This is a genomic window from Spiribacter roseus (genome assembly GCF_002813635.1).
Classification (GTDB): Bacteria; Pseudomonadota; Gammaproteobacteria; order Nitrococcales; family Nitrococcaceae; genus Spiribacter; species Spiribacter roseus.
In genome coordinates, this window is sequence record NZ_CP016382.1 from 1,895,503 (window position 1) to 1,919,210 (window position 23,708).

Here is a 23,708-nt window from a genome sequence, read left to right on the forward strand (position 1 = left end):
CTGAAAACGGGCTGATAACGTGCCTGTCCCAAACTTTTACCCAAGCTCGGCCAGCACGCGATCCGTAAACTCGACGGTGCCAGCGGTGCCTCCAAGATCGCGGGTCATGACTTTGCCTTCGCCGGTGACAGCTTCCAGGGCGCTCATCAGGTCGGTCGCGGCGTCGTTTTCGTTGAGATGCTCGAGCATCATGACAATGGTCCAGATCATGGCGATCGGGTTTGCGATGTCCTGACCGGCGATGTCCGGCGCTGAACCGTGCACGGGCTCGAACATCGATGGCACGCTGGGATCCGGGTTGATGTTCGCGGAGGGGGCGACACCGATCCCACCGGCCGTGGCCGGGCCCAGGTCCGAGAGGATATCCCCGAACAGGTTGGTGCCAACGATGACATCGAACCAGTCCGGATGCGTGACCAGATTGGCGGCCAGGATGTCGACGTGATACTGCTCGACATTGACCGCCGGGTAGCGTGGCGCCATCGCTGCGACCTGCTCATCCCAGAAGGGCATGCTGTGCTTGATGCCATTGGATTTGGTGGCGTAGGCAAGCGTCTGGCGTGCCCGCGACTCGGCAAGCCGGAAGGCATAATTGAGGATCCGCTCGCTACCCTTGCGGGTGATGACATTGGCCTGGATGGCCATGGCCTCAGGAAGCCCGTCATACATGCGCCCGCCGATGTCCGAGTACTCACCCTCGTTATTCTCGCGGACCACAAGGTAGTTGATGTCCTCGGGGCCGCGATCGCGCAGCGCTGAGGTGAGACCTCGGAGCAGTCGCACGGGACGCAGGTTGACGTACTGCCCGAACTCGCGCCGGATGGGCAGGAGAAGCCCCCAGAGCGAGATATGATCGGGTACACCCGGATAGCCCACCGCGCCCAGCAGGATCGCGTCGTGAGGCCGAAGCTGCTCGATCCCATCCGCGGGCATCATCACCCCATGCCGCGCGTAGTACTCGCAGGAGTAGGGGAAGTCGGTGAATTCGAAGTTCAGCCCGGGACGGCGGGAGAGCGCCTCGAGACAGCGTAGCGCGCTTGGCATTACCTCGGCGCCAATCCCGTCGCCAGGAATCAGTGCGATGCGGTGGGTCATGGGGGCCTCTATTGTCTAGTTTTCTTCAGATAGCGCGCCCGCGCGCAGCAATAGCCGTCGATCGACACGGGGCAGAGATTCCGGACCGTGTCCGAGGACGATGGCGGACCGCGCTGACAGCCAGTCGGAGAGTCTCGCTGAGACAGCCTCCGCCGTCTGCTCGTCCAGGCCGGTCAACGGCTCATCAAGGATGACGAGTTGAGGATTGCGCATGAAAAGGCGAGCCAGTGCAAGACGTCGTGCCTGTCCCGCTGATAGCTCCATGCCGGACTCGCCCACCCAGGTGTGTAAGCCCTGATCCGTTGATGCCACGAATTCATCCAGCTGAACACTTTGCAAGGCTGCCCACATCATCGACTCGTCGGCATGCTGGTTGGCGATGCGGAGGTTGCCGGCGAATGAGCCACTGAAAAGGTCGGTCTGCTGGGTGAGGTAGGCGATATCCGGATACAGGGCGTCAAGATCAAATGTTTCGATCGAGGTTCCATCAACCTCGACCGTGCCGCTATCTATGTTAATCTGACCGGCAATCATGGCGGCGATGCTGGATTTGCCACAGCCGGATACGCCAATAATCCCGATGGTCTCCGCGGGCGATACATCCAGGTTGAGATTATCGAGGACGCGGGCACCCGCCCCGCGCACGAGCGACACGGCGTTGATGCTCACAGGCGGCGCGTGGCTGAGGCCCTCGGTGCGCGGGTGTGCTCCAGCCGGTTGAACCGTGGTTTCGGAGCCGGCGCCTGACGTCTGTTTTGTGCCTGTCCCATTACTCACCCCGTGACTCAGCCGTTGCGCGGAGGCGCGGGCGCGGGCGAGCTGGAGGCCGGCGGCGGGGAGGACGCCGAGCGGTTCGAGCAGCGCCAGTACGGCGAGGGGCATCATGACGGCAACGGGTCCGCTGGTCTGACCGGTCTGGAAAAGATGCAGGGCGATGAGTAGCACCAGCACGGCGGTTAGATGGATGCCGCTGTTGAGGATCGATTCGCCGTAGGCCATGCGTTTGGCAATCCGTTCATCGCGCCGGCGGGCCTGGTCGTCGGCTTGCATTACGGCCTGCCGGTGATGCTCCAGGCTGCCGAAGGCGGTCAGCTCCGAGAGTCCCGTGACGTGATCCATGGCACTTGCACGAAGCGCGGCGGATGATGCCGCCAGATCCCGGGTGAGCTGCTGGCCGGTGTGCCAGGCCATCCAGAGGGCCCCGCCGGCCATCGTCGTGAGAACCACAATTACGAGCCCGCCGAGCCAGGGCGCGCCGATTGCAAGCAGAGCACCGACGAGCAGAATCGCAAGCAGCGCCACAACCGGCGGTGAAAGGCCGCGCAGGTACAGTCCGTCGAGGCGATCAATATCCGTGGTCAGGCGGTTGAGCAGTTCGCCGCTTCGCAGGCGCGCCATTTCCGCCGGATTGAGACGACTCAGCTGGGTGAAAACACGCCCACGCAGGTCACGCAAAAGCTGGAGTACCGTGTCGTGGTTGAAGATTCGCTCAAAATAGCGTGCGACGGTTCTGGAAACCGCGAAAGTCCGGATGCCGCCTCCGGGGATATAGATTTCGAGCGTGGCCGCGACACCGGCCGCAATCAGTGCCCCGGTAATGGCGGTCGCCGTGATGAACCAGCCGGACAGGGCCAGCAGCCCAATCCCTGACGCACTCGTCACGAACATCAGGACCGCGCCAAGGATCAGCCGGCCCCTGTAGTGTTTCAGCATCCGCAGATAAGGCTTTAGCTCATCCATTGCCAATCATCTCGAGCTGCTGATCGTTGATGCGGTAGCGCTGGTCAGCGACTCCCCGCAGCGCTGCGTCATGACTGCTGATCACGACCACACGGCCCTCGGCCGCGAGCGTGTTGATTGCCTTCAGCACGTAGCTTTCCGTTGTCGCGTCCAGCGCGTTGGTCGGTTCGTCGAGCAGTATCATCGGTGCCGGTGAGACCAGGGCGCGGGCTAGCGCAACACGTTGTGCCTGTCCCCCTGATAGCGAGAGGCCTCGTTCGCCAACAATCGTATCCAACCCCTGGTCGAGGCGGTCGGTGAATTCCATGACTCCGGCCTGATAGGCGGCATCGAGGATGGCTGAGTCATCGGCGGCGGGGTCACCAAAACGGATATTGGCGCGGATACTCGTGTTGGCCAGGAAGGGCGGCGAACCCAGCCAGCCGATCCGCGAGTCCGAAAACCGCCGCTCGACTGTACCCTCAGCCACCGGCAGGAGGCCGGCGATGGCGAGCAGCAGCGAGGTCTTGCCCGTACCGGAGGGGCCTTCGATCAGGACCCGCGCGCCGGCGTCCGCGCGAAAGGAATCGACCCGCAGAATGGTCCCACGCCCCACCCGATCCAGGCGCAGATCGGTCATCTGCAACGTGCCTGTCCCAAACTTTTCCTCCCCGAACTTTGTGCCCTCCCGCAACGTGCCTGTCCCAAACTTTTCCGTCCCAAACTTTTCCGCGCCCACCGGCCGGGCTTCGAGCTCGTTGAGGAGCTCGGCGGCGCCGAGGGCGGTGGCGCGGTCGTGGTAGTGCTGCGCGAGCGTTCGCAGGGGCTGGAAGAATTCCGGGGCGAGCAAGAGGATGAACAGGCCACTGAAAAGCGTGAGCTGCGTGGACGGGCCGTATTCGATGTAGCCGAGCAGTCCAAAGCCGATGTAGATCGCGACGACGGCGATGGCCACCGAGGCGAAGAACTCGAGCACCGCCGAGGAGAGGAAGGCGACGCGCAGCACGCGCATGCTCCGCTGCCGGTACTCATCCGATCCCGAGACAATGCCGGCGGCGGCGTCCTCGGTGCGGCCGAACAACCGCAGCGTCGTCAGTCCCCGCACCCGGTCGAGAAACTGACCGGATAGACGGCCGAGCGCCAGGAACTGGTCACGGTTGAGACGCTCGGCGCCCATGCCGACCAGTGCCATGAAAAGCGGGATCAGCGGCGCCGACAGCAGCAGAAAACTGGCGGCGATCCAGTCCTGGGTGTACGCCGCCGCCACAATGGCCGCGGGAACGATCACCGCAATGGTCATCTGCGGAACATAGCGGGCGAAGTAGCCCTCCAGGGCGTCCACCTGATCAGTCAGCTGGCTGCTGAGCTCTCCGCTGCTGATGTCCGCCAGCCCGGCGGGACCCAGGGATTCCACATGGTGGATGAGGCGGCGACGGACCACTGCCCGCACCCGGGCGGCCGCCGAGATACCGGCCCCGGCCCGGAGTGAGGCAAACAACGGTCGCAGACCGACAACGCCAATCAGGATCAGGCCGGCAGGCAGGAAATCGCCGAGGGGGCGCTCGTGAATGACCACCTGTTGGACCAGCCAGGCGATCAGCCCGGCCTGCGCGATGATCAGTCCGCCCTCGGCGATCCCGTATACCGCGGCCAACCGGAGTGGCCCGGACACCTCGCGGCGCTGCCGGGCCAGCCATTCCCTGGGTGTCATTCGCTAGTGGTAGCCCTCACCGGCACGCACCTTGCCGCGGAACACCCAGTAGGTCCAGGCGGTGTAGGCGAGCACGACCGGAATGACAAACAGCACGCCCACCAGCAGGAACGCCTGCGACTCGGGTGCCGAGGCCGCGTCATAGAGGGTGTAGTCCGGCGGCACCACATAGGGCCACTTACTCGCGAGCAGACCCAGATAGGTGAATACGAACAGCCCCATGGTGGCGACGAACGGGATGCCCTCGTCGCGTCGCCGGATCGCCCGCATCACCAGATAGGCACAGCCCAGCGCACCCGCGGGTAGCAGCCAGATGAGCGACAGCGTGTCCATCCAGCGCTGGCGGACGAATTCGTCGACCAGTGGCGTCCAGAAGCTGATGATCAGGAAGATGCCCAGCACGCCGGCAAGCAGCTTGGGGGCGATGCGATACGCCCACTCCTGAACCGGGCCTTCGGTTTTCATGATGATCCATGTGCTGCCGAGCAGCGCATAACCGATCAGCAGTCCGACGCCGGTCAGCAGCGTGAACGGCGTCAGCCAGTCGAAGGCCCCGCCGGTGTAGACCATGTTCTCGGTCTGGTAACCTTGGATGTAGGACCCGACGACGATGCCCTGCGCCAGTGCGGCGACGGCCGACCCACCCGCAAAGGCGACACTCCAGAAGTGCTTGCGCTCACGACTGGCCTTGAACCGGAATTCGAACGCCACCCCGCGGAAAATCAAACCGGCAAGCAGCAGGAACACCCCCAAGTACAGGGCCGGGAGCAGCACCGAGTAGACCAGCGGGAAGGCACCCAGCAGACCGGCGCCACCCAGCACCAGCCAGGTCTCGTTGCCGTCCCAGAATGGTGCAACGGTGTTCATCATAATGTCGCGGGATTCCTCGTCCGGGGCGAGGGGGTAGAGGATCCCCACGCCCAGGTCGAAACCGTCCATGAGCACATACATAATCACGCCAAAGGCGATGATCGCCGCCCAGATCATGGTGAAGTCGATCATGTCCAGTCTCCCTTCAGCGGCGCAGCGGGCGCGGCGTCGCCGATGGGGCCGCCACCGGAGAGCGGACGCTTGGGATGGGCGCCGGCCTCATCGCTACCCGGCTCGGAGCCATCCATTCCGCCTTTCACCACCTGCCAGAGGTAGTATCCGCCCGCCGCGTAGACGACCGCGTAGACGGCCATGTACCCGATCAGGCTCACCACGGCCATCCAGCCACTGAGTGACGGCGTGACGCCCTCGGCAAAGCTCAACATGCCATACACCAGCCACGGCGCGCGGCCCGACTCGGTGGTCACCCAGCCGGCCACCACGGCAATGAAGGGCGCGGCGATCATGAACGGCAGGGTGCGATGGAACAGACCCGGCTCGTAGAGCTGACGCCGCATCCGCAACACCAGTCCCCAGAGGCCGATGGCGATCATCAGAAAGCCGATGCCCACCATGGCGCGGAACGACCAGAACACGATCGACACCGGTGGCTGCTCCGCCGGTGACGCCTCGTTGATACCCGGCACAACGCCATCGGCATGATGGGTCAGGATGATGCTGGCAAGGCTGGGGATGCCCACCTCGAACAGGTTGCCCTGCGCTTCCTTGCTGGGCAGCGCAAAGAGCAGCAGCGGCACATTCGACTGGGTCTCCCAGTTGCCCTCCATGGCCGCCAGCTTGGTCGGCTGATACTCGAGCGTATTCAGCCCATGGAAGTCGCCGATGACGGCCTGGGCCGGCGCCAGGAACAGGATCATCCACAGACACATGGACAGGGCCTTTTTGTTGGCCTCGACCCTGTGACCCTTGAGCAGATACCAGGCGCTGACACCCGCCACCACGAAGCTGCCGGTGAGGAAGCTGGCAACGGCCATGTGCGTGAACCGATACGGGAACGACGGGTTGAAGATCGCTTCCGTCCAGCTCGTCACGTGGAGGATACCGTCCCGGAACTCGGCGCCCGCCGGTGTGTGCATCCAGCTATTGGCGACCAGGATCCAGAACGCCGACACGAAGGTACCTAGCGCCACCATGCAGGCGGCGAACAGATGCGTGCCCCGCGGCACTTTGTCGCGACCGAACAGCAGCACACCGAGGAAGGCGGCTTCGAGGAAGAACGCGGTGACCACCTCGTAGCTGAGAATCGGCCCGAGGAAGTTGGCTGATGCCTGCGCGAAGTTGCTCCAGTTGGTCCCGAACTGGAACGACATCACGATCCCGGAGACCACGCCCATGCCAAACGCCACGGCGAAGACCTTGGTCCAGAACCGCGAGAGCTGCGCCCAGAGCGGGTTGCCGGTCTTGAAATGCAGCCCCTCGAGCAGGGCGATGTAGGACGCCAGTCCGATGGTGAACACCGGGAAGATGGCGTGGAACGACACCACGAAGGCGAACTGCAGTCGCGATATCAGTACGGGATCAAATTCCATGACGCTTGCCTCTGGCTTGCCAACTTAAAACGCGGCCCTCCGCGTCTTATTCATGCGGTCCTGTCCTTCGCAGTATCACCGCGGACCCGATCAAGCGCGTCGCGATCGCTGATCGTGATGCAACCGCGCTCGAGCCGAACGAGACCGCGACGTTCGAACTCCTTGAGCAGCCGGCTGACGACTTCCCGAGCCGTCCCCAATTCTACCGCAAGATCCTGATGGGTGACGGCCAGTTGCCCCTGAAATTGACGTTCGACAAGTTTTTCGGCGAGCCGCTCATCGAGACGCCGGAAAGCCACTTCCTCGATCACCAGCATGAGCGACTGCAGACGTTGGCCATAACTCTCGAGTATCGCCTGGCGGAAGCACACGGCTTGGTCCATCAGCTCGGTCGTCAATGCCGGCGACAGGACTAGCACCTCGCTGTCCTTCTCCACAATCGCTTCCGACTGGTGGCTGTTCCGGGAAAGGAGACAGCCCAGCGACAGGGGACACATTTCACCCCCTTCGATGCGATAGAGCACGATTTCGTTCCCCGATGCGCCGATCATCTGCACCCGGATTTCACCCTCGATGACCAGTGGCAGCCCCTGGCATTCGTCGCCCGGGGCGAAGACCGGCGTGCCGGCGGGCATCGTCATGCGTCTGCCGCCCTCGAGCACCCGCCTGCAGGTGGTTTCATCCAGCGCATCGAACAGCCGATTGTCGGCGATTGCGGTCTCGTCGAAATCTTTCACTGTGCTGCCCACCCGTGGTGTGTGACTTGATCACTGATTGCAGGCCGCCATCACGCGCCTACTGTCCGGGTCATTAAACCTGATGCAGTCGAATACTGTAAGGAGACCCGCAATGCTGAAACAGAACATCGGAACAGTCGACCGCGCCCTGCGCGCCATCGTCGGGCTGGCGCTGATCGCGCTGGCGGTTTTCAACTCAGGCATGGCCTGGGGCTGGATCGGCCTGGTCCCGCTCGCGACGGCCGTGTTCAGCACCTGCCCGGCCTACAGCCTGCTGGGCCTCAATACCTGCGCCCGCAAGGCGTGAATCGTTCCCCTTTCACTGACCAGAACCCGATCAGGAGCCCTTCCATGAATACTTTTCGACAACTCCTCGCCGGCTTCGTGCTGACGGTTTTTTCCGCCTCGGCGCTCGCCCAGAGTGGGCCGGACATGCTGTCCATCCTCACCAGTGACGAGGATGAGACACAGGCCATGGCCCTCATCCTGACCATGCAGGCGCAGAAAAACGGCGCTGTTCCTCAGGTCCTTCTCTGCGACGAAGCGGGCGATCTGGCCGTGAGCTCGGAGGTGGATGAGTCGGAGACCCTGCGCGGCCCCGACGCCAGCCCGGCGCAGATGATCCAGCGGCTGGTGAATAACGGCGTCCAGGTTGATGTCTGCGCGATCTATCTGCCCAACCGCGAGTACACCGAGGCCGATCTGATCGATGGCGTGGGCGTTGCTCAGCCGCCGGCGATCGGTGCCTTGGTGGCGGATCCCTCGGTTCGCGAATTCACGTTTTAACGATTGAAGAGGTGACGATGATGACGATCCGTCAATCATTCCATGCAACGGCCCTTGGCGTCGCCGTTGCCCTGCCCGGTGCCGCGATGGCGCAGGACGCGGGGTCGGTCGACCTGCCCGGGCCGGTGGTCGGCGCCGACTGGGCACTGGCTCATCAGGACGAGGTTACGCTGATCAACGTATCGCGGCGTCCGTCCAACTACGACGCCACCGGTTTTGTGGACGGTGCGCCATTCGTCGGAATGTCGGAGTTCCTCTCGGAGCGACCGGGGATGAAGGACACCATCCGCTATCTGGCGCCCTCCGCTGAAGCGTTCGAAACGGTCATGCAGGGCCTGGGTGTGGACAATGACGACACCATTGTCATCGCTCCGGCCGGCGATACCGTGTATGGCGATGCCACCGTGGCCTCGCGCTTCTACTGGCAGCTGAAATATTTCGGTCACGACAACGTCGCGATCCTTGACGGTGGTGCCGCCGCCTGGGATGCCGCCGGCGGCGAAGTCGCCGAGTCGCCGGGATCGGCTGCCAACGGCAATTACACCGCCGGAGCCCCGCGCGAGGATCTGCTGGCGACGACCCAAGACGTCACGGCCGTGATCGATGGCGACTCGTCAGCTCAGCTGGTCGATAACCGTCCACTGGTGCAGTTCACCGGTCAGATGAGCAAGGACTACGTGGACGGTAGCGGTCATCTGCCCGGGGCGCGGCCGCTTCCGTTCACCCAATTCGTGGCGCCACGCGACGGCATCGTCTACTGGCGCTCGCCGGAGGCTGCCCGGGAAATCGTCGCCTCAATGCTGCCGGGGACTGACGGGCCGATCATCAACTACTGCAACTCGGGGCATGTCTCGTCGCTGGCATGGTTCGGCGTCTCGGAGATCGCGGACCGCCCCGATGTGGCGCTCTATGATGGCTCACTCCACGAGTGGACCCTCGACGGCGACCGCTCGCTGGTCATCGGCGAGTAAACACTGATTTCGGGACGGGCTTCGTGCCTGTCCCAAACCGCCTGCCACCAAACCGCCTACCCCCGCAACACCAGGTGTGCCGCGATCAACCACATCACCACCCCGATGGAGGCCTCCATCAGTCGCCAGGCGATGGGGCGAGCGAATAGCGGCTGCAGGCGGCGCGCGCCGTAGCCGAGTGCGAAAAAGAACAGGAACGAGCCGGAGACCGCACCGCTGGCGAACGCCCATCGGCCTTCTTCGTACTGTGACGCCACCGTGCCGAGCATGACCACGGTATCCAGATAGACGTGGGGGTTGAGCCAGGTGATGGCCAGACAGGCAAGCAGGGTGCTCGCAAGCGTCGATGCGTTGCCGCGCCCGGCAACCGCGCCGGCTTCAGGCTGCAGGCCACCCGTCGAGCGCAGCGCCGCCAGCAGGCTTCGGGCGCCGTAGACTGTCAGGAAGAGCGCGCCGGCCGCCCGCATCGCCGGCTCCAGCCAGGGCAGCCAGGCTGTGATCTGGCCAAAACTGGTGACGCCGGCGGTGATCAGGATGGCGTCGGAGGCGGCACAGGTCAGGCATACCGCAAACACGTGCCGGCCGAGCAGGCCCTGCCTCAGAACGAACGCGTTCTGCGCCCCGATCGCGACGATGAGCCCGAGGCCCACCGCCAGACCGGTGGCAAAGACCGTGATCAGCGCTATTCATCCATCCACTGACTGCTGCCCATGGCGCGCGCCCGCTCCAGGGTCTTCTGCGGATCCCGACGGCTGCGCTTGATCGCCGGATCAGCCTCGGGCCAACCCTGAATGTGGTCCACCACCAGATCGGTCAGCATGTCGAGGTGGTCATCGCGTGCGTTGAGTGCACGGATGTAGCGCAGGTGCTCGCCGCCATTGTCCTCGAAGATCTCCGCGTTCTCGCCCTCGATCTCCTCGAGTGTCTCGAGGCAGTCGGCGGAGAACCCGGGGCAGATCACATCGAGCGTTTTCATGCCTGACTCCGCCAGCGACTTCACCGTCGCGTCGGTGTAGGGCTGCAGCCAGACCTCACGACCGAACAGTGACTGGAAGGTCACCTGCCACTCGTCATCCGCCAGACCGAGCTGTTCCGCGACCAGGCGCGCCGTCTTCTGACACTGGCAGTGATAGTTGTCGCCATTGAGCAGATAACGTCGCGGCATGCCGTGGAACGAGAACAGCATCTTCTCGGGCTTGCCGTTGGTTTCGCGATGCTCGCGGATGGTGTTCACCAGCGCCTGGATATAGGCCGGATCATCGTGATACTGGCCGATCAGCCGCAGCTCGGGGATCCGCCGCCACTTCTTCAATTCGTCAAACACGGCATCGTAGGTCGAGCCGACCGTCGTGGCCGAGTAATGCGGGTAGAGCGGCAGCACCAGGATGCGCTCCGCACCCTCGTCGCGCAGGGCCTGCAGGCCTTCACGGATCGAGGGGTTGCCATAGCGCATGGCGAGCTTTACCGACACCGGACCATCCAGGCGCTCCTGCAGCCGCTCGTCGATGCCGGCGACCTGATCCTTGCCAATGGTCAGCAGCGGCGAGCCGCCCTCTTCCCAGACTTCTGCGTAGGCGGCCGCGGATTTTTTCGGACGGGTGCGCAGGATGACCCCGTGCAACAGCAGCCACCAGAGCACCCGGTTGATCTCCACCACCCGCGGATCGCCCAGGAACTCGGCCAGATACCGGCGCAGCGCCGGGGTGGTGGGCGCATCCGGTGTACCCAGGTTGGTGACCAGAATCCCCAGACGCGGGACATCATCGTGGCGGGCGTTGGGTTTGGAGCTGTACATCGGCATGTCGATCGACCCTGCATTGAAGCTGAAACATCAATAATAGGCCGGATCACGCGCGGGGGAAAATGCAGCGCTCCGGCCCAATCGATAGGCGCGGTCTATTCACGCGGCTCCAGCCGCCGCCGGCAGTTCCTCACTCATCAGGATCCTCCCTGGCCCCGCTCGGGCAGGCTCTGTGTCAACTGATCAACGAGCACGGCGGTCTGCTCCTGACGCTGCTTTGACAGGGCGTCACCGGCGATGCCGCCGCCAACGGCGCCGCCGACACCGCCAATGATGGCGCCGGTGCCGCTGTCATCACCCACCTCGGCGCCAATGATGCCGCCGCCGATGGCGCCCAGAATCTGGCCGGCACGGCGCGTCATACCGGCACCGCTGCGAGCGCTGCCGGAGGCCGACCACAGGATCGTGCCGTTCTGCACATCGACCATCTGGGCGCTCATGCTCATGTCGTCGCCGAACTCGGGCACATTGACCAGCACCACGCTGTCAACGTTGAGGATCTCACCGGCGCGCGCGGCCCCGGACGCGCTGGTCACGGCCGAGCGGGAGAAGTCCTGTTCGCTGAGCACTTCCTTGATCTGACTGCGCTCGATGGGGCTGTAGCCGCGGCCCAGCAGGGCCTGATTGAACATGCTGGCCACCTGGTCGCGGGCCGCCTGGCCGCCGATCCCATCCACTGAGACGACCGCCGTGCGCTCGAGGCCGGAGAAGTCGTAGCTGCGGTTGTATTCGCCACTCCCGCTGACCGAGGCGCAGCCAGCCACCAGCGCGGCAAGAGTGATGAGCAACCCGAGAGTCGGAAAACGCCGTGATATCAACATGAGCCTGCTCCGCCATTGCTTGTGGATCGTCAGACCCTCAATGCGGCCTGATCATTCAACGCGATCATTGTACCGCAGTGGTGCGGCGTCCGGCGTCGTAGCGCTCAGGCGCGCCGCTTGGGCCACTGCCGCTTCGCCGAATATTGATACATTAATCACCCATCCGCCAGAACAGCCCGATATGCCCGCGTCCGAACACGCGCGACCGCTCTCCCCCAGTCAGTGGCCCATGCGTCGCCTGTGCCTGTCGAGATGATCGGCCTGATTACGGCGGTGGCCGTGGTGGCTGCGCTGCTCGCGGGTGGTGCGGTCTGGCTGCGCCACAGTCTCGCGGCGCCCCGCCGGCCGGTAAGGGGGACGCCGGCGGACTATGGCGTCGTCGCCGACAGTGTGCGGTTCCGCACCCGCCGCGGTCGCTGGCTGTCAGGCTGGTTGCTGGCGGGGGATCCGCGCGTCGGCCGCGTCGTGATCTGTCACGGCTGGGGCGTCAACCGAGTGTTCATGCTGGCCCTCGCGCGACCGCTGCAGCAGGCGGGCTGGCAGGTGCTGGTCTTCGACGTCCGCAATCATGGCAACAGCGATGACGATACCTTTTCATCGATGCCGCGCTTTGCCGAGGATATCGTCGCGGCCGTGAGCTGGCTGCGACGCCATGCCACCGGTGACGAGGGTCCGTTGGTGGTGGCCGGGCACTCGGTGGGCGCGGCGGCGACGCTGCTGGCGGCCTCGTGGTGCGACGACATTGATGCGGTGATCAGTCTGTCCGGGTTTGTCCATCCGACGCGCGTGATGCAGCGCTGGCTGGCCGCCCGGCATATCCCCTATATGCCGTTGGGCTGGCTGGTGCTTCGCTATATCGAGGCGGTGATCGGTCATCGCTTTGACACCATCGCACCGGTGACGGTCATCCGCGGACTGGACATTCCGGTGCTGATCGCCCATGGCCGGGGCGATACGGTGATCCCCCCGGCCGATGCCGAGGCACTGGCCCGGGCAGGACCGCCGGAAACGACCCGGCAGGTATGGCTCGAGGGCGGGCATGACCTCAGCGACGAGCTGGCCGCGCAGTGGCCGCGGCTGGCGGGTTTCCTCGAGCAGGTCCGGGCTGAAACCGCCAGCATTGCAACACGCCGGCCCACGGCGCAATATCCAATGGAGTCGCATCGTTGAGCTGACATCAGGACTTCATGGACACGGTGACCGATCAGATCTGCCTTGCCATCCGCCAGCGCATTCTCGAGGGCGGCTTTCGCGGCGGGGACTTCCTCAAACAGCAGATGATTGCCGATGAGCTGGGGACCTCGCCGGCGCCGGTGCAGGCGGCCCTTTCACGGCTGGCCGCCGATGGCTGGGTGGAGAACATCCCCTACCGCGGCGCGCGGGTGATCGAGTGGACCCGCGAGGACAGTCACGAGGTTTTCGAAATCCGCGCCCTGCTCGAGGCGTACGCCGCCCGGCGCGCGGCGGTTCGCATCCGCGCGACCCAGCTCACGCGCCTGCGGGCCATCGTGGAGCAGGAGTTCACCCTGCTGCAGCGTGCTTCGCCGCCCCATGACTGGCTGAGTGATCTTAATCTCGAGTTTCACCAGACCATCATGGCCGCGGCTGGGAGTCGCCGCCTGCAGCGCTCGCTGGAGACGGTGATGCACGGCGCCATCTCCGCGCGCAGCACTTATGGCCTGGACCACCCGGTCATGGCCAACGCCATCGACGAGCACGCCCGCATCATCGAGGCGCTCGCCAACGCGGACGGTGAAAGCGCCGCTGATCTGATGCAGGTCCACATTCTGTCGGTGGCTCGAGGCCAGTGCGAGGAAGGGGTTTAATTTAGTAGTTGAATTTAATTGCGACGGGGGGATGGCATGACTAGCTTCAACATCGTACGGAGACACAAGGGATTGCCATGGAACGGCAGACAATGCTTGCCGACGCGGACCTGACCGCAAAGCTCAGGGAGTCGATCTCGCCGGCGCTCCCCTACGGTGCCTCCCTCATTGCGCTCGACATTCTGGTGGCGGTGACCCGCGCCAGCAACGCGCAAACGCCGCTGAGTGTGAAGCAGCTGCTTGCGACGCTGCCTTATTCGGTGACGGGAGTTCGCTACAACCTGTCGCAGTTGGTGGCGGATGGCTGGCTGATCAAATCACGCCGGGCGGATGACCGACGTCTGGTACGGCTGTTTCCCACGGAGCGGGTCGCCGAGGCGTTTGCCGAGGTGCGCCGCGAATGCGAGTCCCAGCTGCGTGTTCCCCCGGATTAGGCCTGTCGGGGCGTGAATGGTTGCGTCGATCCGCCAGCGTGCTCAGCATGACGCTCTAGAACAGTCAGACATTCACGCTGAGGAGAAAGCTATGGGGAACCGGACACTGACAATCGCCGCTGGCGGTGGCTTCGATCAGGTCAGCCTCGACAACCGGGCCGACCCGCCGGCACCCGCCGCCGGCGAAATCACCGTCCGACTGCGCGCCAGTTCCCTGAACTACCATGACTACGGGGTCGTTAAAGGGCCGATGGCCCCCCGGCACGAGTCGCGTATCCCACTTTCCGATGGCGCCGGTGACGTAACCGCCGTGGGCGAGGGGGTCGACGATTTTGCCGTGGGGGATGCGGTGGTCAGCACGTTCTTCCCGGACTGGGTGGACGGTGATGCCACCGATGAGGGCTTTGGCGGGACACCCGGCGATGGCATTGATGGCTACGCACGGGAATCCGTGACCCGTTCCGCCAACGCCTTTACCCGCATCCCGGCGGGCTGGAGCCATGCCGAGGCGGCGACGCTGACCACGGCGGGTGTCACCGCCTGGCGGGCGCTGTTCGTCAACGGCAACCTCAAGCCCGGTCAGACCGTGCTGACCCTGGGCACCGGCGGGGTGTCGATCTATGCCCTGCAGATGGCCGTGGCGGCCGGCGCCCGGGTGATCGCCACCTCCTCGAGCGACGACAAGCTCGAACGGCTGCGGGCGATGGGCGCCGAGGCGGTGATCAACTACCGCGACACCCCCGAGTGGGGCGACGAGGTCCGTGCGCTGACCGAGGGCCGCGGTGTCGATCATGTCGTTGAAGTGGGCGGCCCGGGCACGCTGCAGCAGTCGATGAAAGCCGCCGCCGTGGGCGGGCACATCTCGCTGATCGGTGTGCTCACCGGCGTGAACGGCGACTTCCCGCTGATTCAGGCGCTGTTGCGTCAGCAGCGTCTGCAGGCCGTGCTCGTCGGCAGCCGGCGCGATCAGCAGGATCTGGTCGAGGCCATGGAAGCCACCGGCATCCAGCCGGTCATTGATCGGCATTTTCCGCTGGATCGGCTGGTCGAGGCCTTCCAGCACGAGGAAAGCGGTGCCCACTTTGGCAAGATCTGCATCGATATCTAGCCACTACAGCGACGGCCTGCGCCATGTGCGGACGCTTTGACCGCCACGTCAGCGCCGATGCCGTGGCCCGGGCCATGGGCGCCGGCGACGGGCTCGAAGAATCCGATGCGCCGGCCGGTGGTTACAACATCACCCCCGGCCGGCCGATCCTGACCGCCCATTCCGACCCGGCCTCGACGGCACCGCGGCTGGCGCTTGACCACTGGGGCTTTCACCCGCACTGGGCGGGCAGTGATGCGCCGTCCCCCATCAATGCCCGGGCCGAGACCGTGGCCACGTCGCCGTACTTTCGTGATGCGTTTGCCCATCGGCGCTGTCTGATCCCGGCCAACGGCTGGTTTGAGTGGCAGGCCACCGACGCCGGCAAGCAACCCTGGTATTTCACCGCCGCGGATGCCCCGCTGATCGCCTATGCCGGCATCTGGACCGAGGCCCCGGAGGACCGCACCGAGGCAGGCCGCTCCTGCGCCATCATCACCGAGCCGGCGCGCGGCATCGCCCGTTCGGTTCACCCGCGCATGCCCCTGGTGCTGGACCCCGGGTGCTGGGCGAGCTGGCTTGATCCGCAGCTGACCGCGCGGGCGGATATCCGCCGGGCCGTCCAGCGCCTCGACCCCGAGGCGCTTGAGGCGTGGCCAGTTTCCCCCCGGGTCAATCGACCCAGTGAGGATGACCGGGCGCTGCTCGAGCCGGTCGAGCCCTGATCGGGCCCTGCCCGGGGCCGGACCTCAGCGTACCAGGCCCTGGGCCCGCGCCATGGCATAGGCCGCCTTCGGCCCGGTCCACAGCGATGGCAGCAGCACCAGCGACACCGGGATGGCGGTCACCACGATGAACTGCTGCAGTGCCGAGATCTGCCCGGCACCCATGTAGAGCAGGATCGCGGCCATCACCGCCAGGGCGATCCCCCAGAAAGCGCGAACGCCTGTCTCGGGACGGTCGTGCCCGGTGGCGACCATGGAGATGGTGTAGCTCATTGAGTCGCCGGTCGTGGCCACGAAGATGGTGGTCAGCAGCAGGATCGCGGCGGCCATCACCGAGCCCAGTGGCAGGGCCTGGGCGACGGTGAGCGTGGCGACATCAAAGCGGAAGTTGGTCAGCGCTTCGGCAAGATCGATGCTGCCGTTCAGCTGGTAGAAGATGCCCGAGCCGCCCAGCAGCGTGAACCAGACCGTGGTGGCGACCGGAGCGGCCACGCAGACCGCGAGGATCATTTCGCGGACGGTGCGCCCGCGCGAGATCCGCGCCACGAACAGCGCCATCAGCGGCCCATAACCGATGAACCAGGCAAAGAAGAACACCGTCCACCACTTCATCCACCAGTCCGGCGCGGTCTGGGTGGTCATGGTGGCCATGGCGAGGAAGTTGCCCAGATACGCCCCCATGCCCTGGGTATAGGCGTCGACCAGGAACAGCGTGGGCCCGAACACCAGGATGACCGCGCCAATGGCCAGTGCCAGGTAGACGTTGAAGCGGCTGAGCATCTGGATGCCGCGATGGATGCCGGTGATCGCCGAGGTCACATAGATCCCGCCGAGCACCACCAGCACCGCCAGCTGGGTGCCGTAGCCATCGGGCAGGCCGAACAGCACGCTGCCGCCAAAGGCGACCTGGGTGGCCAGAAAGCCGATGGGGCCGACGGTGCCCGCCACCACCGAGATCACGCACACCGCATCGACGACGCCGCCAAAGGCGCCGCGCATGACCCGGTCGCCGAACACCGGATAGAGCAGGGTGCGGGGCTGCAGGGGCTGCCCCTTGACGTAGTGCGCGTGCACCAGCACCAGACTGGTCAGCCCGCCCAGCACCGCCCAGGCAAGAAAGCCCCAGTGCATGAATGACTGGGCGAGGGCGCCGCGGATGGCCTCGACCGTGCCGGTCTCGGTGTCAAAGGCCGGCGGCGTCTGGGCGATGAAGTGGTAGACCGGTTCACCGGCGGCGAAGAACACGCCACCACCGGCCAGCAGGGTGCACATGATGATGGCCACCCAGCGGAAGGTGCTCATCTCGGGGGTGTCGAGATCGCCCATGACCGCGCCGCCGGCCGGCGAGATGGCCACCGCGATGGCAATGACGAAGGTCAGCAGCAGCAGCAGCTGGAAGTATGAGCCCAGGTACTTGGCCGTCCAGGCAAAGCCGCCGCCCACCAGCTGACTGACCAGATCGACATCAAGGATGGACAGGCCGACAAACAGCAGTATGAACCCTGCGCTGATCCCGAAGACCCAGGGGTCACCAAAGATGCGTTGATTGTTTGTGCCTGTCCCGTAGTGATCCGGCGTTCTGGCCATTGGCGCTTTCCCCCCCATGGATAAAAAGCGCCGCATTCTGGGAGCCCGCCTGCGGGAAGTAAAGCGGCGTGCAGTCGCCGCGGGTTACTGCACCTTGGCGAGCAGCTGGGCATTGCCACCGGAAGCGGTGACGTCGACGCAGACGTGGCGTTCGTGATTGACGTGGGCACGGTCCGGGCGGCCGGTGATCAGCGGCAGTATCACGCCGTCGCGCTGCGCGAGGGCGCGGGCATACGACTGCCCGGCGGGGGTGTCGCCCCACCAGATCGCCGCCGAAAAGCCGGTCAGTGTCGCCAGCGCACTGGCTGGCAGTGCCCCGGGCACCTCGATGGCCACGCCGCCCAGCGCCTCCACCTGGCGACGCTGCTCGGCGGCGGCCTCGACCCCGGGCCCCAGGCAGAGCACCGGGGCCCGGGGAACATGATAGAGGCGGTTGGACTCGCCGGTGGGGCCCGGCATGTCCATGCCCTGGGCGGGCATGGGGGCATCAGCACTGGCCTCGAGCGTCTCCTGGATGGCGCCGATATCCGCCGGCTCGGCGCCGGGCTGGCCGATGGCCGGTGGCGGCGTCCCGCGGGCGAAGCGGGGCACGTAATCGGGGCCGCCGGCCTTGGGCCCGGTCCCTGAAAGCCCCTCGCCGCCGAAGGGCTGACTGGCGACAATCGCGCCGATCTGGTTGCGGTTGACGTACAGGTTACCGGCATGGACGCGGTCGACGATGTGCTGGACGCGGTCCTCGATGCGGGTGTGCACCCCGAAGGTCAGTCCGTAGCCACGAGCGTTGATGGCATCGATCACCGCGTCGAGGTCTTCGGCGTGATAGCCGGCGACATGCAGCACGGGGCCAAAGACCTCGCGCTCGAGGTCGTCGATGCCATCAACCTCGATGACCGCCGGGCCAACGAAATGGCCGCTCTCGGGGGCTTCGACCTGCTTGATCAGCCGCCCCTGACGACGCGCTGCGGCGACATAATCATTGATCGCGGTGGCCGCCTCGGCGTCGATCACCGGCCCCACGTCGGTGGACAGCTGCCAGGGATTGCCCAGGCGCAGTTCATCCATCGCACCCAGCAGCATGCGCATGAAATCGTCGCGGACATCCTCCTGTACATACAGGCAGCGCAGCGCCGAGCAGCGCTGACCGGCCGACTGGAAGGCACTGGCGATCACATCGCGCACCGCCTGCTCGTGCAGCGCCGTGGAATCGATGATCATGGCATTCAGGCCGCCAGTCTCGGCGATCAGGGGCGCCCCCGGGTCGAGGTTGCCATGCATGCTGCGATGGATGGCCTGTGCCGTTTCGGTCCCGCCGGTGAAGGCGACGCCGTCGATCCGCGAATCAGCGGTGAGGGCCGCCCCCACGCGGGCCCCGTCACCGGGCAGAAACTGCAGGGCCGAGACGGGCACACCGGCTTCATGGAGCAGCGCCACCCCCTTGGCCGCGGTCAGTGGGGACTGCTCGGCGGGCTTGGCGAGCACCGCATTCCCGGCGGCGAGGGCGCCGGCGATCTGACCGGTGAATATGGCCAGCGGGAAGTTCCACGGTGAAATGCAGGCGAACCGCCCCCGCGGCTCGGGCTCGAGCTGCCGGGACTGGCGGGCATAGTAGTAGAGAAAGTCGATGGCCTCACGCAGCTCGCCAACGGCGTCGAGCAGGTTCTTGCCGGCCTCGCGGGCGACGATGGCCAGGATTTCGCCAAAGTCGCGTTCATAGAGCTCGGCGGCCCGCTCGAGGATGTTGCCCCGCTCACGTGGTGAAGCCGGCCACGGCCGGGCGGCTTCAATGGCGCGTTCGACGTCACCGGGGCTGGCGTCGTAGACCGTGCCGACAATGTCGGCGGGATCGGCGGGATTGGGGTGGTCGTGCCCCTCAGCTCCCTCGGCGGCTGCCCTATCGGCGAGCAGTGGTCGGGCCTCAAAACGGCGGGCGTGGTAAGGCCGCCGGGCGCCCTCGATGCAGTCCAGATCGGCGATGTCCCCCAGATCGAACCCCCGGGCGTTGCGGCGCACCGGCTGGAACAGTTCCGGGCCGTTGGCAAGCTTGGGGTTGACCGGGTGGACAACATCGTCGAGCGCTTCGAACGGACAGGCGACCACGGTCTCCGGCGGGACGTTCTCGTCAACGATCTGATTGACGAATGAGGAGTTCGCGCCGTTTTCCAGCAACCGCCGCACCAGGTAGGCCAGCAGGTCGCGGTGCTCGCCCACCGGCGCATAGATGCGGCAGCGGGTGCCGTGACGCTGCATGACGATGTCGTGCAGGCGCTCGCCCATGCCGTGCAGGCGCTGAAACTCGAAGGCCTCGGCGGGTACGGCCTGCTCCCCGGCCATCGCCATGATCGCCGCGACTGAATGGGCATTGTGCGTCGCGAACTGGGGGTAGAGCCGGTCGGTCATTCCCAGCAGCTGGCGCGATACGGCCAGATAGCTGACGTCGCTCCCGGCCTTGCGGGTGAATACCGGAAAACCATCCACGCCCAGCGCCTGGGCGCGCTTGATCTCGGTATCCCAGTAGGCGCCCTTGACCAGACGCAGCGTCATCCGTCGATCGAGTCGTCCGGCCAGCGCATAGAGCCAGTCCACCGTGTCGGCGGCGCGCTGGCCATAGGCCTGAATGACCATGCCAAAGCCGTCCCAGCCGGCGGTGCCGGGGTCCTGCAGGATGGCCTCGGCCACCTCCAGCGAGAGGTTGAGCCGATCCGACTCCTCGGCGTCGATGTTGAACCCGAGGCCTTTGTCGGCGGCGAGCCGGGCGAGGGCGGTGACCCGCGGCACCAACTCGGTGAGTACACGGTCGCGCTGGGCCAGCTCGTAGCGCGGGTGCAGCGCCGAGAGCTTGACCGAGATGCCCGGATTGTCGCGGGCACTGTCATGGCGCGCGGCGGCGCTGATGCGCAGGATGGCGTCGCGGTAGGCCTCGAAATAATGCTCGGCGTCCGTCGCGGTGCGGGCGGCCTCGCCCAGCATGTCGTAGGAGTAGGTGAAGCCCTTTTTCTCCTGCCCGCGCGCTCGCTTGAGGGCCGCCTGGATGGACTCGCCCAGCACGAACTGCCGGCCCATTTCGCGCATGGCGCGCCCGACCGCGGTCCGGATCACCGGCTCGCCAAGGCGCTTGACGGCACTGCGCAGGTTGCGGGTGACGCCCTTGCCGGGATCGTCGAGGATCCGGCCGGTCAGCATCAGCGCCCAGGTCGAGGCGTTCACCAGGCTGGAGCTGGAATGCCCCATGTGCTGGCCCCAGTCGGACGGGCGGATCTTGTCCTCAATCAGGGCATCAATGCTGGGCGCATCCGGCACCCGCAGCAGGGCCTCGGCCAGGCACATGAGCGCGATGCCCTCGTCGGTGGACAGGCCATACTCGGCGAGAAACACCTCCATCAGCCCGGGACGGGCGCTCTGGCGGATTTCGCGCACCAGGCCGGCGGCATCCGCGACGATGGCGCGGCGCTGGGCCGGGGACAGCGCCGCCCGGTCGACGAGCCGCTGCAGCGTGGTGATCTCCGAGCGCCGCATGCCATGGGTGAGGGCCGCCGGCAGTTCGACGGGACGATTGCTATCGAGGGCACTGATTCGAATATCCATGCCAATCACCATAAACGAGAAAAAATGATAGATTGGCCTGAAAAAGACGGATCAGAAGGTCAAACGAATTGTTCTGGAGGCCTTTTAAATGACGGATGAACCGGGCAAAACCCTTTCCCTCGATCGTCTGGACCGCGCCATCCTCCGGGTGCTCTCCGTGAACGGCCGCATCAGCGTGGCCGAGCTCGCCCGCCGTATCGGCCGCTCCAAGACGCCCACCCAGGCGCGCCTGCAGCGCCTTGAGAAAAGCCAGGTGATTCGCGGCTATCGGGCCATCCTCGACCCCATCGGCATCGGCGCGGCGCATGTGGCGTTCGTCGAGGTGCGCCTGTCGGATACCCGCGAGACCGCGCTGCGCGACTTCAATGCCGCCGCCCGCGATATCCCCGAGATCGAGGAATGCCACCTCATCGCCGGTGGGTTCGACTATCTGCTCAAGGTGCGCACGCCCGGGATCTCGAGCTATCGGCGGGTGCTTGCCGAATCGATTTCCAGCCTCCCGTATGTGGCTTCCACCAGTACCTACGTGGCCATGGAAGCGGTCAAGGAGCTGGGGCCCTGATCCGTTCTAGGCCAGCAACAGGTCGTAGACGATCTTGGCCGAAAACCCCAGAAAGGCCACGCCGGCCAGCCGCTCGATCCAGTGCTGGTGATCCTCGAGCCGCACCAGCATGCCGGTGGAGGCGGTCAGCAGGCTGACGGTGGAAAACCAGACCAGCGCGCAGACACCAATCACGCTGATCAGCACCCCGATCACCAGCGTCGGTGTCGTGGGGCTGATGGCGCTGCCGAAGATGCTTGCAAAAAAGACGATCGCCTTGGGGTTGGTCAGGTTGATCAGCAGCCCCAGCAGAATCGGGTTGCGGGGACCGGCGGGTACCCGCACCGCTTCCTGCTCGATGTGGCGTACCGGCAGGCGTGTCAGCACCAGACGTATGCCGAGATAGCCCAGAAACAGCGATCCGCCGGCCCGCACCACCACCTCGAACCACTCGATGCGGTTGGTGAGTGCCGACAGCCCCAGCGCGCTCAATGCGGCATAGAAGGTGATCCCCAGGCTTACGCCGACCGCGGTCAGCACGCCTGCGCGCGTCCCACGGGCCACGGTGTTGCGGACCACCGCGACAAAGTCCGGCCCCGGCAGCATCAATGCGGGTGAAAAGACGGCAAAGATGCCAAGGATGGGGAAAAGCGACTGCATCATGGGATTCAAGAGGAGTGGTGGCCAGGGAGAGAATCGAACTCCCGACACGACGATTTTCAGAAGCCGTTAGCAATATAAGAAAAACGAAATCAACAGCTTGCAAAGCCTTCTGCATGGTGTGCGAAATTGTGTGCTACAAATTTAGGAGCCAATCGTGTCAACACGAACGTGAGTGTGCCACATCTGCCGCGCTCGCTCTCACATTCCTTTCAGCTTAACTCTTTCAGCGTCTACAACACAGCATGCTCCACCAGCGTGTGATGAAGCATGCCGTGCTGTACAGCGCTGTTGGCAGTGGCGCGTGTAACTCTCTCTACGTCGTCACCATCTTTCAGCTGCAGACGTGTGTTCCAAAGCACGCTCTCTACCTCATGCCAGTGCGCTACTAGGAACTCATGCTCAACAGCTTCGTGCTCTGTGAACTTGTTGATAGCGATGTTCAGTGACGCGATACGCTGTTGATGCTGAACGTTCATCCTCACTCGTCATCCAGCCGTTTCTTACTGCACACAAATGCTGCTTTATCCTCTTCTGTAGGAGCCACAGCTCTGCAGAGTCTTATCGTCTGTGAGTCGTTATCTATAACCCATACGCCAATAATGTTCGTATGTTCGATTGCTTGCATATCGTACCTGTTGCTCGTGTCATCATCAGCGTTCACGGCACTGATACCAAGAGCTATAAGCAATCCAAAAGCTAAGATTTGAGCAAGCGCCTTCACACTACTACCTCTTCCTTACTGTACGTCCATACTGCGCATACTTCGCCAATAGCTCGTCTAACTCACCATCAGCAACAGCATGCCTAACCGTTCTTAGCATCGCTGGCAGCGCTTCAACGCTCTCTACTTCAATCGCATCCTTGCCTTTCTGAAACTCAATCGCACGCGCACCATAGCGCACCGTTAGCAGCACTTTGCCATCAGTCTGCACGCTCCACCAACGCTTAACTCGCTTGGGCTTATCAATCGTTCTAATGCTGCCTGCTGCGTCAGTCGTGGTGACACGTTTGGTTGGTGTGTATGTGTCGTCTGTCGCTAACAGAATCTGCTCGTCAATCTTTTGAAGCAGCTTGTTGCGACGCTTGGTGACAGGGTCACTGTTGTTAGGAACAGAGTATTTGGTGTAGGTAAGCGTGTTGAGAACAGTCATGTTGCATCTCCCAGTATTGTATCAACACGCTTACTGTATGGTCAGCGTTGG

Annotated in this window: 23 protein-coding genes; 9 read left to right on the plus strand and 14 right to left on the minus strand. The window is 64.6% G+C overall.

Annotated elements, in window-relative coordinates; genetic code table 11:
• Positions 1–36: 36 nt before the first annotated feature.
• Genes BBH56_RS09360 through BBH56_RS09385 form a run of 6 tightly spaced genes read right to left on the minus strand, consistent with a single transcriptional unit; the run spans position 37 to position 7,694 of the window.
• On the minus strand, positions 37–1,095 hold the full coding sequence (locus tag BBH56_RS09360) for a tartrate dehydrogenase (RefSeq protein ID WP_148122667.1): 1,059 nt from the start codon (positions 1,093–1,095) through the stop codon (positions 37–39).
• Between the two features lie 15 nt (positions 1,096–1,110).
• On the minus strand, positions 1,111–2,835 hold the full coding sequence (cydC, locus tag BBH56_RS09365) for a thiol reductant ABC exporter subunit CydC (protein WP_148122668.1): 1,725 nt from the start codon (positions 2,833–2,835) through the stop codon (positions 1,111–1,113).
• Positions 2,828–4,525, minus strand: a complete 1,698-nt coding sequence (gene cydD / locus BBH56_RS09370) for a thiol reductant ABC exporter subunit CydD (protein ID WP_148122669.1) — start codon at positions 4,523–4,525, stop codon at positions 2,828–2,830. Before cydD ends, cydC begins: the two co-directional genes overlap by 8 nt.
• 3 nt (positions 4,526–4,528) lie before the next feature.
• Entirely contained in the window at positions 4,529–5,527 is a 999-nt protein-coding gene (cydB, locus tag BBH56_RS09375; protein ID WP_198515217.1) for a cytochrome d ubiquinol oxidase subunit II, read from the minus strand.
• Complete coding sequence (locus BBH56_RS09380; protein ID WP_148122670.1) at positions 5,524–6,945, minus strand: cytochrome ubiquinol oxidase subunit I; 1,422 nt, start codon at positions 6,943–6,945, stop codon at positions 5,524–5,526. Before BBH56_RS09380 ends, cydB begins: the two co-directional genes overlap by 4 nt.
• 50 nt (positions 6,946–6,995) lie before the next feature.
• Positions 6,996–7,694 (minus strand): Crp/Fnr family transcriptional regulator, encoded by a 699-nt coding sequence (locus BBH56_RS09385; RefSeq protein ID WP_318262548.1) that lies wholly within the window; start codon positions 7,692–7,694, stop codon positions 6,996–6,998.
• Between the two features lie 100 nt (positions 7,695–7,794).
• Here BBH56_RS09385 and BBH56_RS09390 point away from each other — a divergent pair, with 100 nt between their 5' ends.
• Genes BBH56_RS09390 through BBH56_RS09400 form a run of 3 tightly spaced genes read left to right on the plus strand, consistent with a single transcriptional unit; the run spans position 7,795 to position 9,439 of the window.
• The gene (locus BBH56_RS09390; protein WP_110882325.1) at positions 7,795–7,989 is read left to right on the plus strand and encodes a YgaP family membrane protein; all 195 of its coding nucleotides are present in this window, start codon (positions 7,795–7,797) and stop codon (positions 7,987–7,989) included.
• A gap of 44 nt (positions 7,990–8,033) precedes the next feature.
• On the plus strand, positions 8,034–8,468 hold the full coding sequence (locus tag BBH56_RS09395; RefSeq protein WP_198515218.1) for a hypothetical protein: 435 nt from the start codon (positions 8,034–8,036) through the stop codon (positions 8,466–8,468).
• A 17-nt stretch (positions 8,469–8,485) separates the two neighbouring features.
• Positions 8,486–9,439: a sulfurtransferase gene (locus tag BBH56_RS09400; protein WP_318262549.1), complete on the plus strand. Its 954-nt coding sequence runs from the start codon at positions 8,486–8,488 to the stop codon at positions 9,437–9,439.
• A 56-nt stretch (positions 9,440–9,495) separates the two neighbouring features.
• Here the strand turns inward: BBH56_RS09400 and BBH56_RS09405 are convergent, their stop codons facing one another.
• The 3 genes from BBH56_RS09405 to BBH56_RS09415 all read right to left on the minus strand — a co-directional run bounded on the left by BBH56_RS09405 (position 9,496) and on the right by BBH56_RS09415 (position 12,061).
• Positions 9,496–10,089 (minus strand): LysE/ArgO family amino acid transporter, encoded by a 594-nt coding sequence (locus BBH56_RS09405; protein ID WP_318262550.1) that lies wholly within the window; start codon positions 10,087–10,089, stop codon positions 9,496–9,498.
• A gap of 32 nt (positions 10,090–10,121) precedes the next feature.
• Positions 10,122–11,240 carry a ferrochelatase gene (hemH, locus tag BBH56_RS09410; RefSeq protein ID WP_110882327.1) on the minus strand — a complete coding sequence of 373 codons (1,119 nt, stop codon included), beginning with the start codon at positions 11,238–11,240 and terminating at the stop codon, positions 10,122–10,124.
• 137 nt (positions 11,241–11,377) lie between these two features.
• Positions 11,378–12,061, minus strand: a complete 684-nt coding sequence (locus tag BBH56_RS09415) for a CsgG/HfaB family protein (protein ID WP_148122672.1) — start codon at positions 12,059–12,061, stop codon at positions 11,378–11,380.
• Between the two features lie 252 nt (positions 12,062–12,313).
• On the opposite strand from BBH56_RS09415, the gene BBH56_RS09420 reads away from it, so the two are divergent.
• The 5 genes from BBH56_RS09420 to BBH56_RS09440 all read left to right on the plus strand — a co-directional run bounded on the left by BBH56_RS09420 (position 12,314) and on the right by BBH56_RS09440 (position 16,133).
• Positions 12,314–13,231, plus strand: coding sequence for an alpha/beta hydrolase (locus BBH56_RS09420; protein WP_148122673.1), 918 nt, complete (start codon positions 12,314–12,316; stop codon positions 13,229–13,231).
• Positions 13,232–13,248: 17 nt separating this feature from the next.
• Complete coding sequence (locus BBH56_RS09425) at positions 13,249–13,887, plus strand: GntR family transcriptional regulator (RefSeq protein WP_148122674.1); 639 nt, start codon at positions 13,249–13,251, stop codon at positions 13,885–13,887.
• 77 nt (positions 13,888–13,964) lie between these two features.
• Positions 13,965–14,321, plus strand: coding sequence for a helix-turn-helix domain-containing protein (locus BBH56_RS09430; RefSeq protein WP_110882331.1), 357 nt, complete (start codon positions 13,965–13,967; stop codon positions 14,319–14,321).
• Between the two features lie 91 nt (positions 14,322–14,412).
• On the plus strand, positions 14,413–15,429 hold the full coding sequence (locus tag BBH56_RS09435; RefSeq protein ID WP_148122675.1) for a zinc-dependent alcohol dehydrogenase family protein: 1,017 nt from the start codon (positions 14,413–14,415) through the stop codon (positions 15,427–15,429).
• 23 nt (positions 15,430–15,452) lie between these two features.
• On the plus strand, positions 15,453–16,133 hold the full coding sequence (locus BBH56_RS09440; RefSeq protein ID WP_148122676.1) for an SOS response-associated peptidase: 681 nt from the start codon (positions 15,453–15,455) through the stop codon (positions 16,131–16,133).
• A gap of 24 nt (positions 16,134–16,157) precedes the next feature.
• Here BBH56_RS09440 and BBH56_RS09445 read toward each other — a convergent pair whose 3' ends face one another.
• Entirely contained in the window at positions 16,158–17,720 is a 1,563-nt protein-coding gene (locus BBH56_RS09445) for a BCCT family transporter (protein WP_148122677.1), read from the minus strand.
• Between the two features lie 84 nt (positions 17,721–17,804).
• The gene (putA, locus tag BBH56_RS09450) at positions 17,805–21,302 is read right to left on the minus strand and encodes a bifunctional proline dehydrogenase/L-glutamate gamma-semialdehyde dehydrogenase PutA (protein WP_148122795.1); all 3,498 of its coding nucleotides are present in this window, start codon (positions 21,300–21,302) and stop codon (positions 17,805–17,807) included.
• An 88-nt stretch (positions 21,303–21,390) separates the two neighbouring features.
• On the opposite strand from putA, the gene BBH56_RS09455 reads away from it, so the two are divergent.
• On the plus strand, positions 21,391–21,864 hold the full coding sequence (locus BBH56_RS09455) for an Lrp/AsnC family transcriptional regulator (protein ID WP_110882335.1): 474 nt from the start codon (positions 21,391–21,393) through the stop codon (positions 21,862–21,864).
• A 6-nt stretch (positions 21,865–21,870) separates the two neighbouring features.
• On the opposite strand, the gene BBH56_RS09460 is transcribed toward BBH56_RS09455, so the two are convergent.
• The 3 genes from BBH56_RS09460 to BBH56_RS09625 form a co-directional block, all read right to left on the minus strand.
• The gene (locus BBH56_RS09460) at positions 21,871–22,506 is read right to left on the minus strand and encodes a LysE family translocator (protein ID WP_198515219.1); all 636 of its coding nucleotides are present in this window, start codon (positions 22,504–22,506) and stop codon (positions 21,871–21,873) included.
• A 230-nt stretch (positions 22,507–22,736) separates the two neighbouring features.
• A complete protein-coding gene (locus BBH56_RS09465; protein ID WP_148122678.1) occupies positions 22,737–22,982 on the minus strand; it encodes a hypothetical protein in 246 nt (81 codons plus the stop codon).
• A 249-nt stretch (positions 22,983–23,231) separates the two neighbouring features.
• On the minus strand, positions 23,232–23,657 hold the full coding sequence (locus BBH56_RS09625; protein ID WP_157809148.1) for a DUF6641 family protein: 426 nt from the start codon (positions 23,655–23,657) through the stop codon (positions 23,232–23,234).
• Between the last annotated feature and the right edge of the window lie 51 nt (positions 23,658–23,708).

Bases quoted from the DNA above. Each gene is read 5' to 3' on its own strand.
- BBH56_RS09360 (WP_148122667.1), bottom strand. From the start codon at position 1,095: ATGACCCACCGCATCGCACTGATTCCTGGCGACGGGATTGGCGCCGAG.
- cydC (WP_148122668.1), bottom strand. From the start codon at position 2,835: ATGGATGAGCTAAAGCCTTATCTGCGGATGCTGAAACACTACAGGGGC.
- cydD (WP_148122669.1), bottom strand. From the start codon at position 4,525: ATGACACCCAGGGAATGGCTGGCCCGGCAGCGCCGCGAGGTGTCCGGG.
- cydB (WP_198515217.1), bottom strand. From the start codon at position 5,527: ATGATCGACTTCACCATGATCTGGGCGGCGATCATCGCCTTTGGCGTG.
- BBH56_RS09380 (WP_148122670.1), bottom strand. From the start codon at position 6,945: ATGGAATTTGATCCCGTACTGATATCGCGACTGCAGTTCGCCTTCGTG.
- BBH56_RS09390 (WP_110882325.1), top strand. From the start codon at position 7,795: ATGCTGAAACAGAACATCGGAACAGTCGACCGCGCCCTGCGCGCCATC.
- BBH56_RS09395 (WP_198515218.1), top strand. From the start codon at position 8,034: ATGAATACTTTTCGACAACTCCTCGCCGGCTTCGTGCTGACGGTTTTT.
- BBH56_RS09400 (WP_318262549.1), top strand. From the start codon at position 8,486: ATGATGACGATCCGTCAATCATTCCATGCAACGGCCCTTGGCGTCGCC.
- hemH (WP_110882327.1), bottom strand. From the start codon at position 11,240: ATGCCGATGTACAGCTCCAAACCCAACGCCCGCCACGATGATGTCCCG.
- BBH56_RS09415 (WP_148122672.1), bottom strand. From the start codon at position 12,061: ATGTTGATATCACGGCGTTTTCCGACTCTCGGGTTGCTCATCACTCTT.
- BBH56_RS09420 (WP_148122673.1), top strand. From the start codon at position 12,314: ATGATCGGCCTGATTACGGCGGTGGCCGTGGTGGCTGCGCTGCTCGCG.
- BBH56_RS09425 (WP_148122674.1), top strand. From the start codon at position 13,249: ATGGACACGGTGACCGATCAGATCTGCCTTGCCATCCGCCAGCGCATT.
- BBH56_RS09430 (WP_110882331.1), top strand. From the start codon at position 13,965: ATGGAACGGCAGACAATGCTTGCCGACGCGGACCTGACCGCAAAGCTC.
- BBH56_RS09435 (WP_148122675.1), top strand. From the start codon at position 14,413: ATGGGGAACCGGACACTGACAATCGCCGCTGGCGGTGGCTTCGATCAG.
- BBH56_RS09440 (WP_148122676.1), top strand. From the start codon at position 15,453: ATGTGCGGACGCTTTGACCGCCACGTCAGCGCCGATGCCGTGGCCCGG.
- BBH56_RS09445 (WP_148122677.1), bottom strand. From the start codon at position 17,720: ATGGCCAGAACGCCGGATCACTACGGGACAGGCACAAACAATCAACGC.
- putA (WP_148122795.1), bottom strand. From the start codon at position 21,302: ATGGATATTCGAATCAGTGCCCTCGATAGCAATCGTCCCGTCGAACTG.
- BBH56_RS09455 (WP_110882335.1), top strand. From the start codon at position 21,391: ATGACGGATGAACCGGGCAAAACCCTTTCCCTCGATCGTCTGGACCGC.
- BBH56_RS09460 (WP_198515219.1), bottom strand. From the start codon at position 22,506: ATGATGCAGTCGCTTTTCCCCATCCTTGGCATCTTTGCCGTCTTTTCA.
- BBH56_RS09465 (WP_148122678.1), bottom strand. From the start codon at position 22,982: ATGAACGTTCAGCATCAACAGCGTATCGCGTCACTGAACATCGCTATC.
- BBH56_RS09625 (WP_157809148.1), bottom strand. From the start codon at position 23,657: ATGACTGTTCTCAACACGCTTACCTACACCAAATACTCTGTTCCTAAC.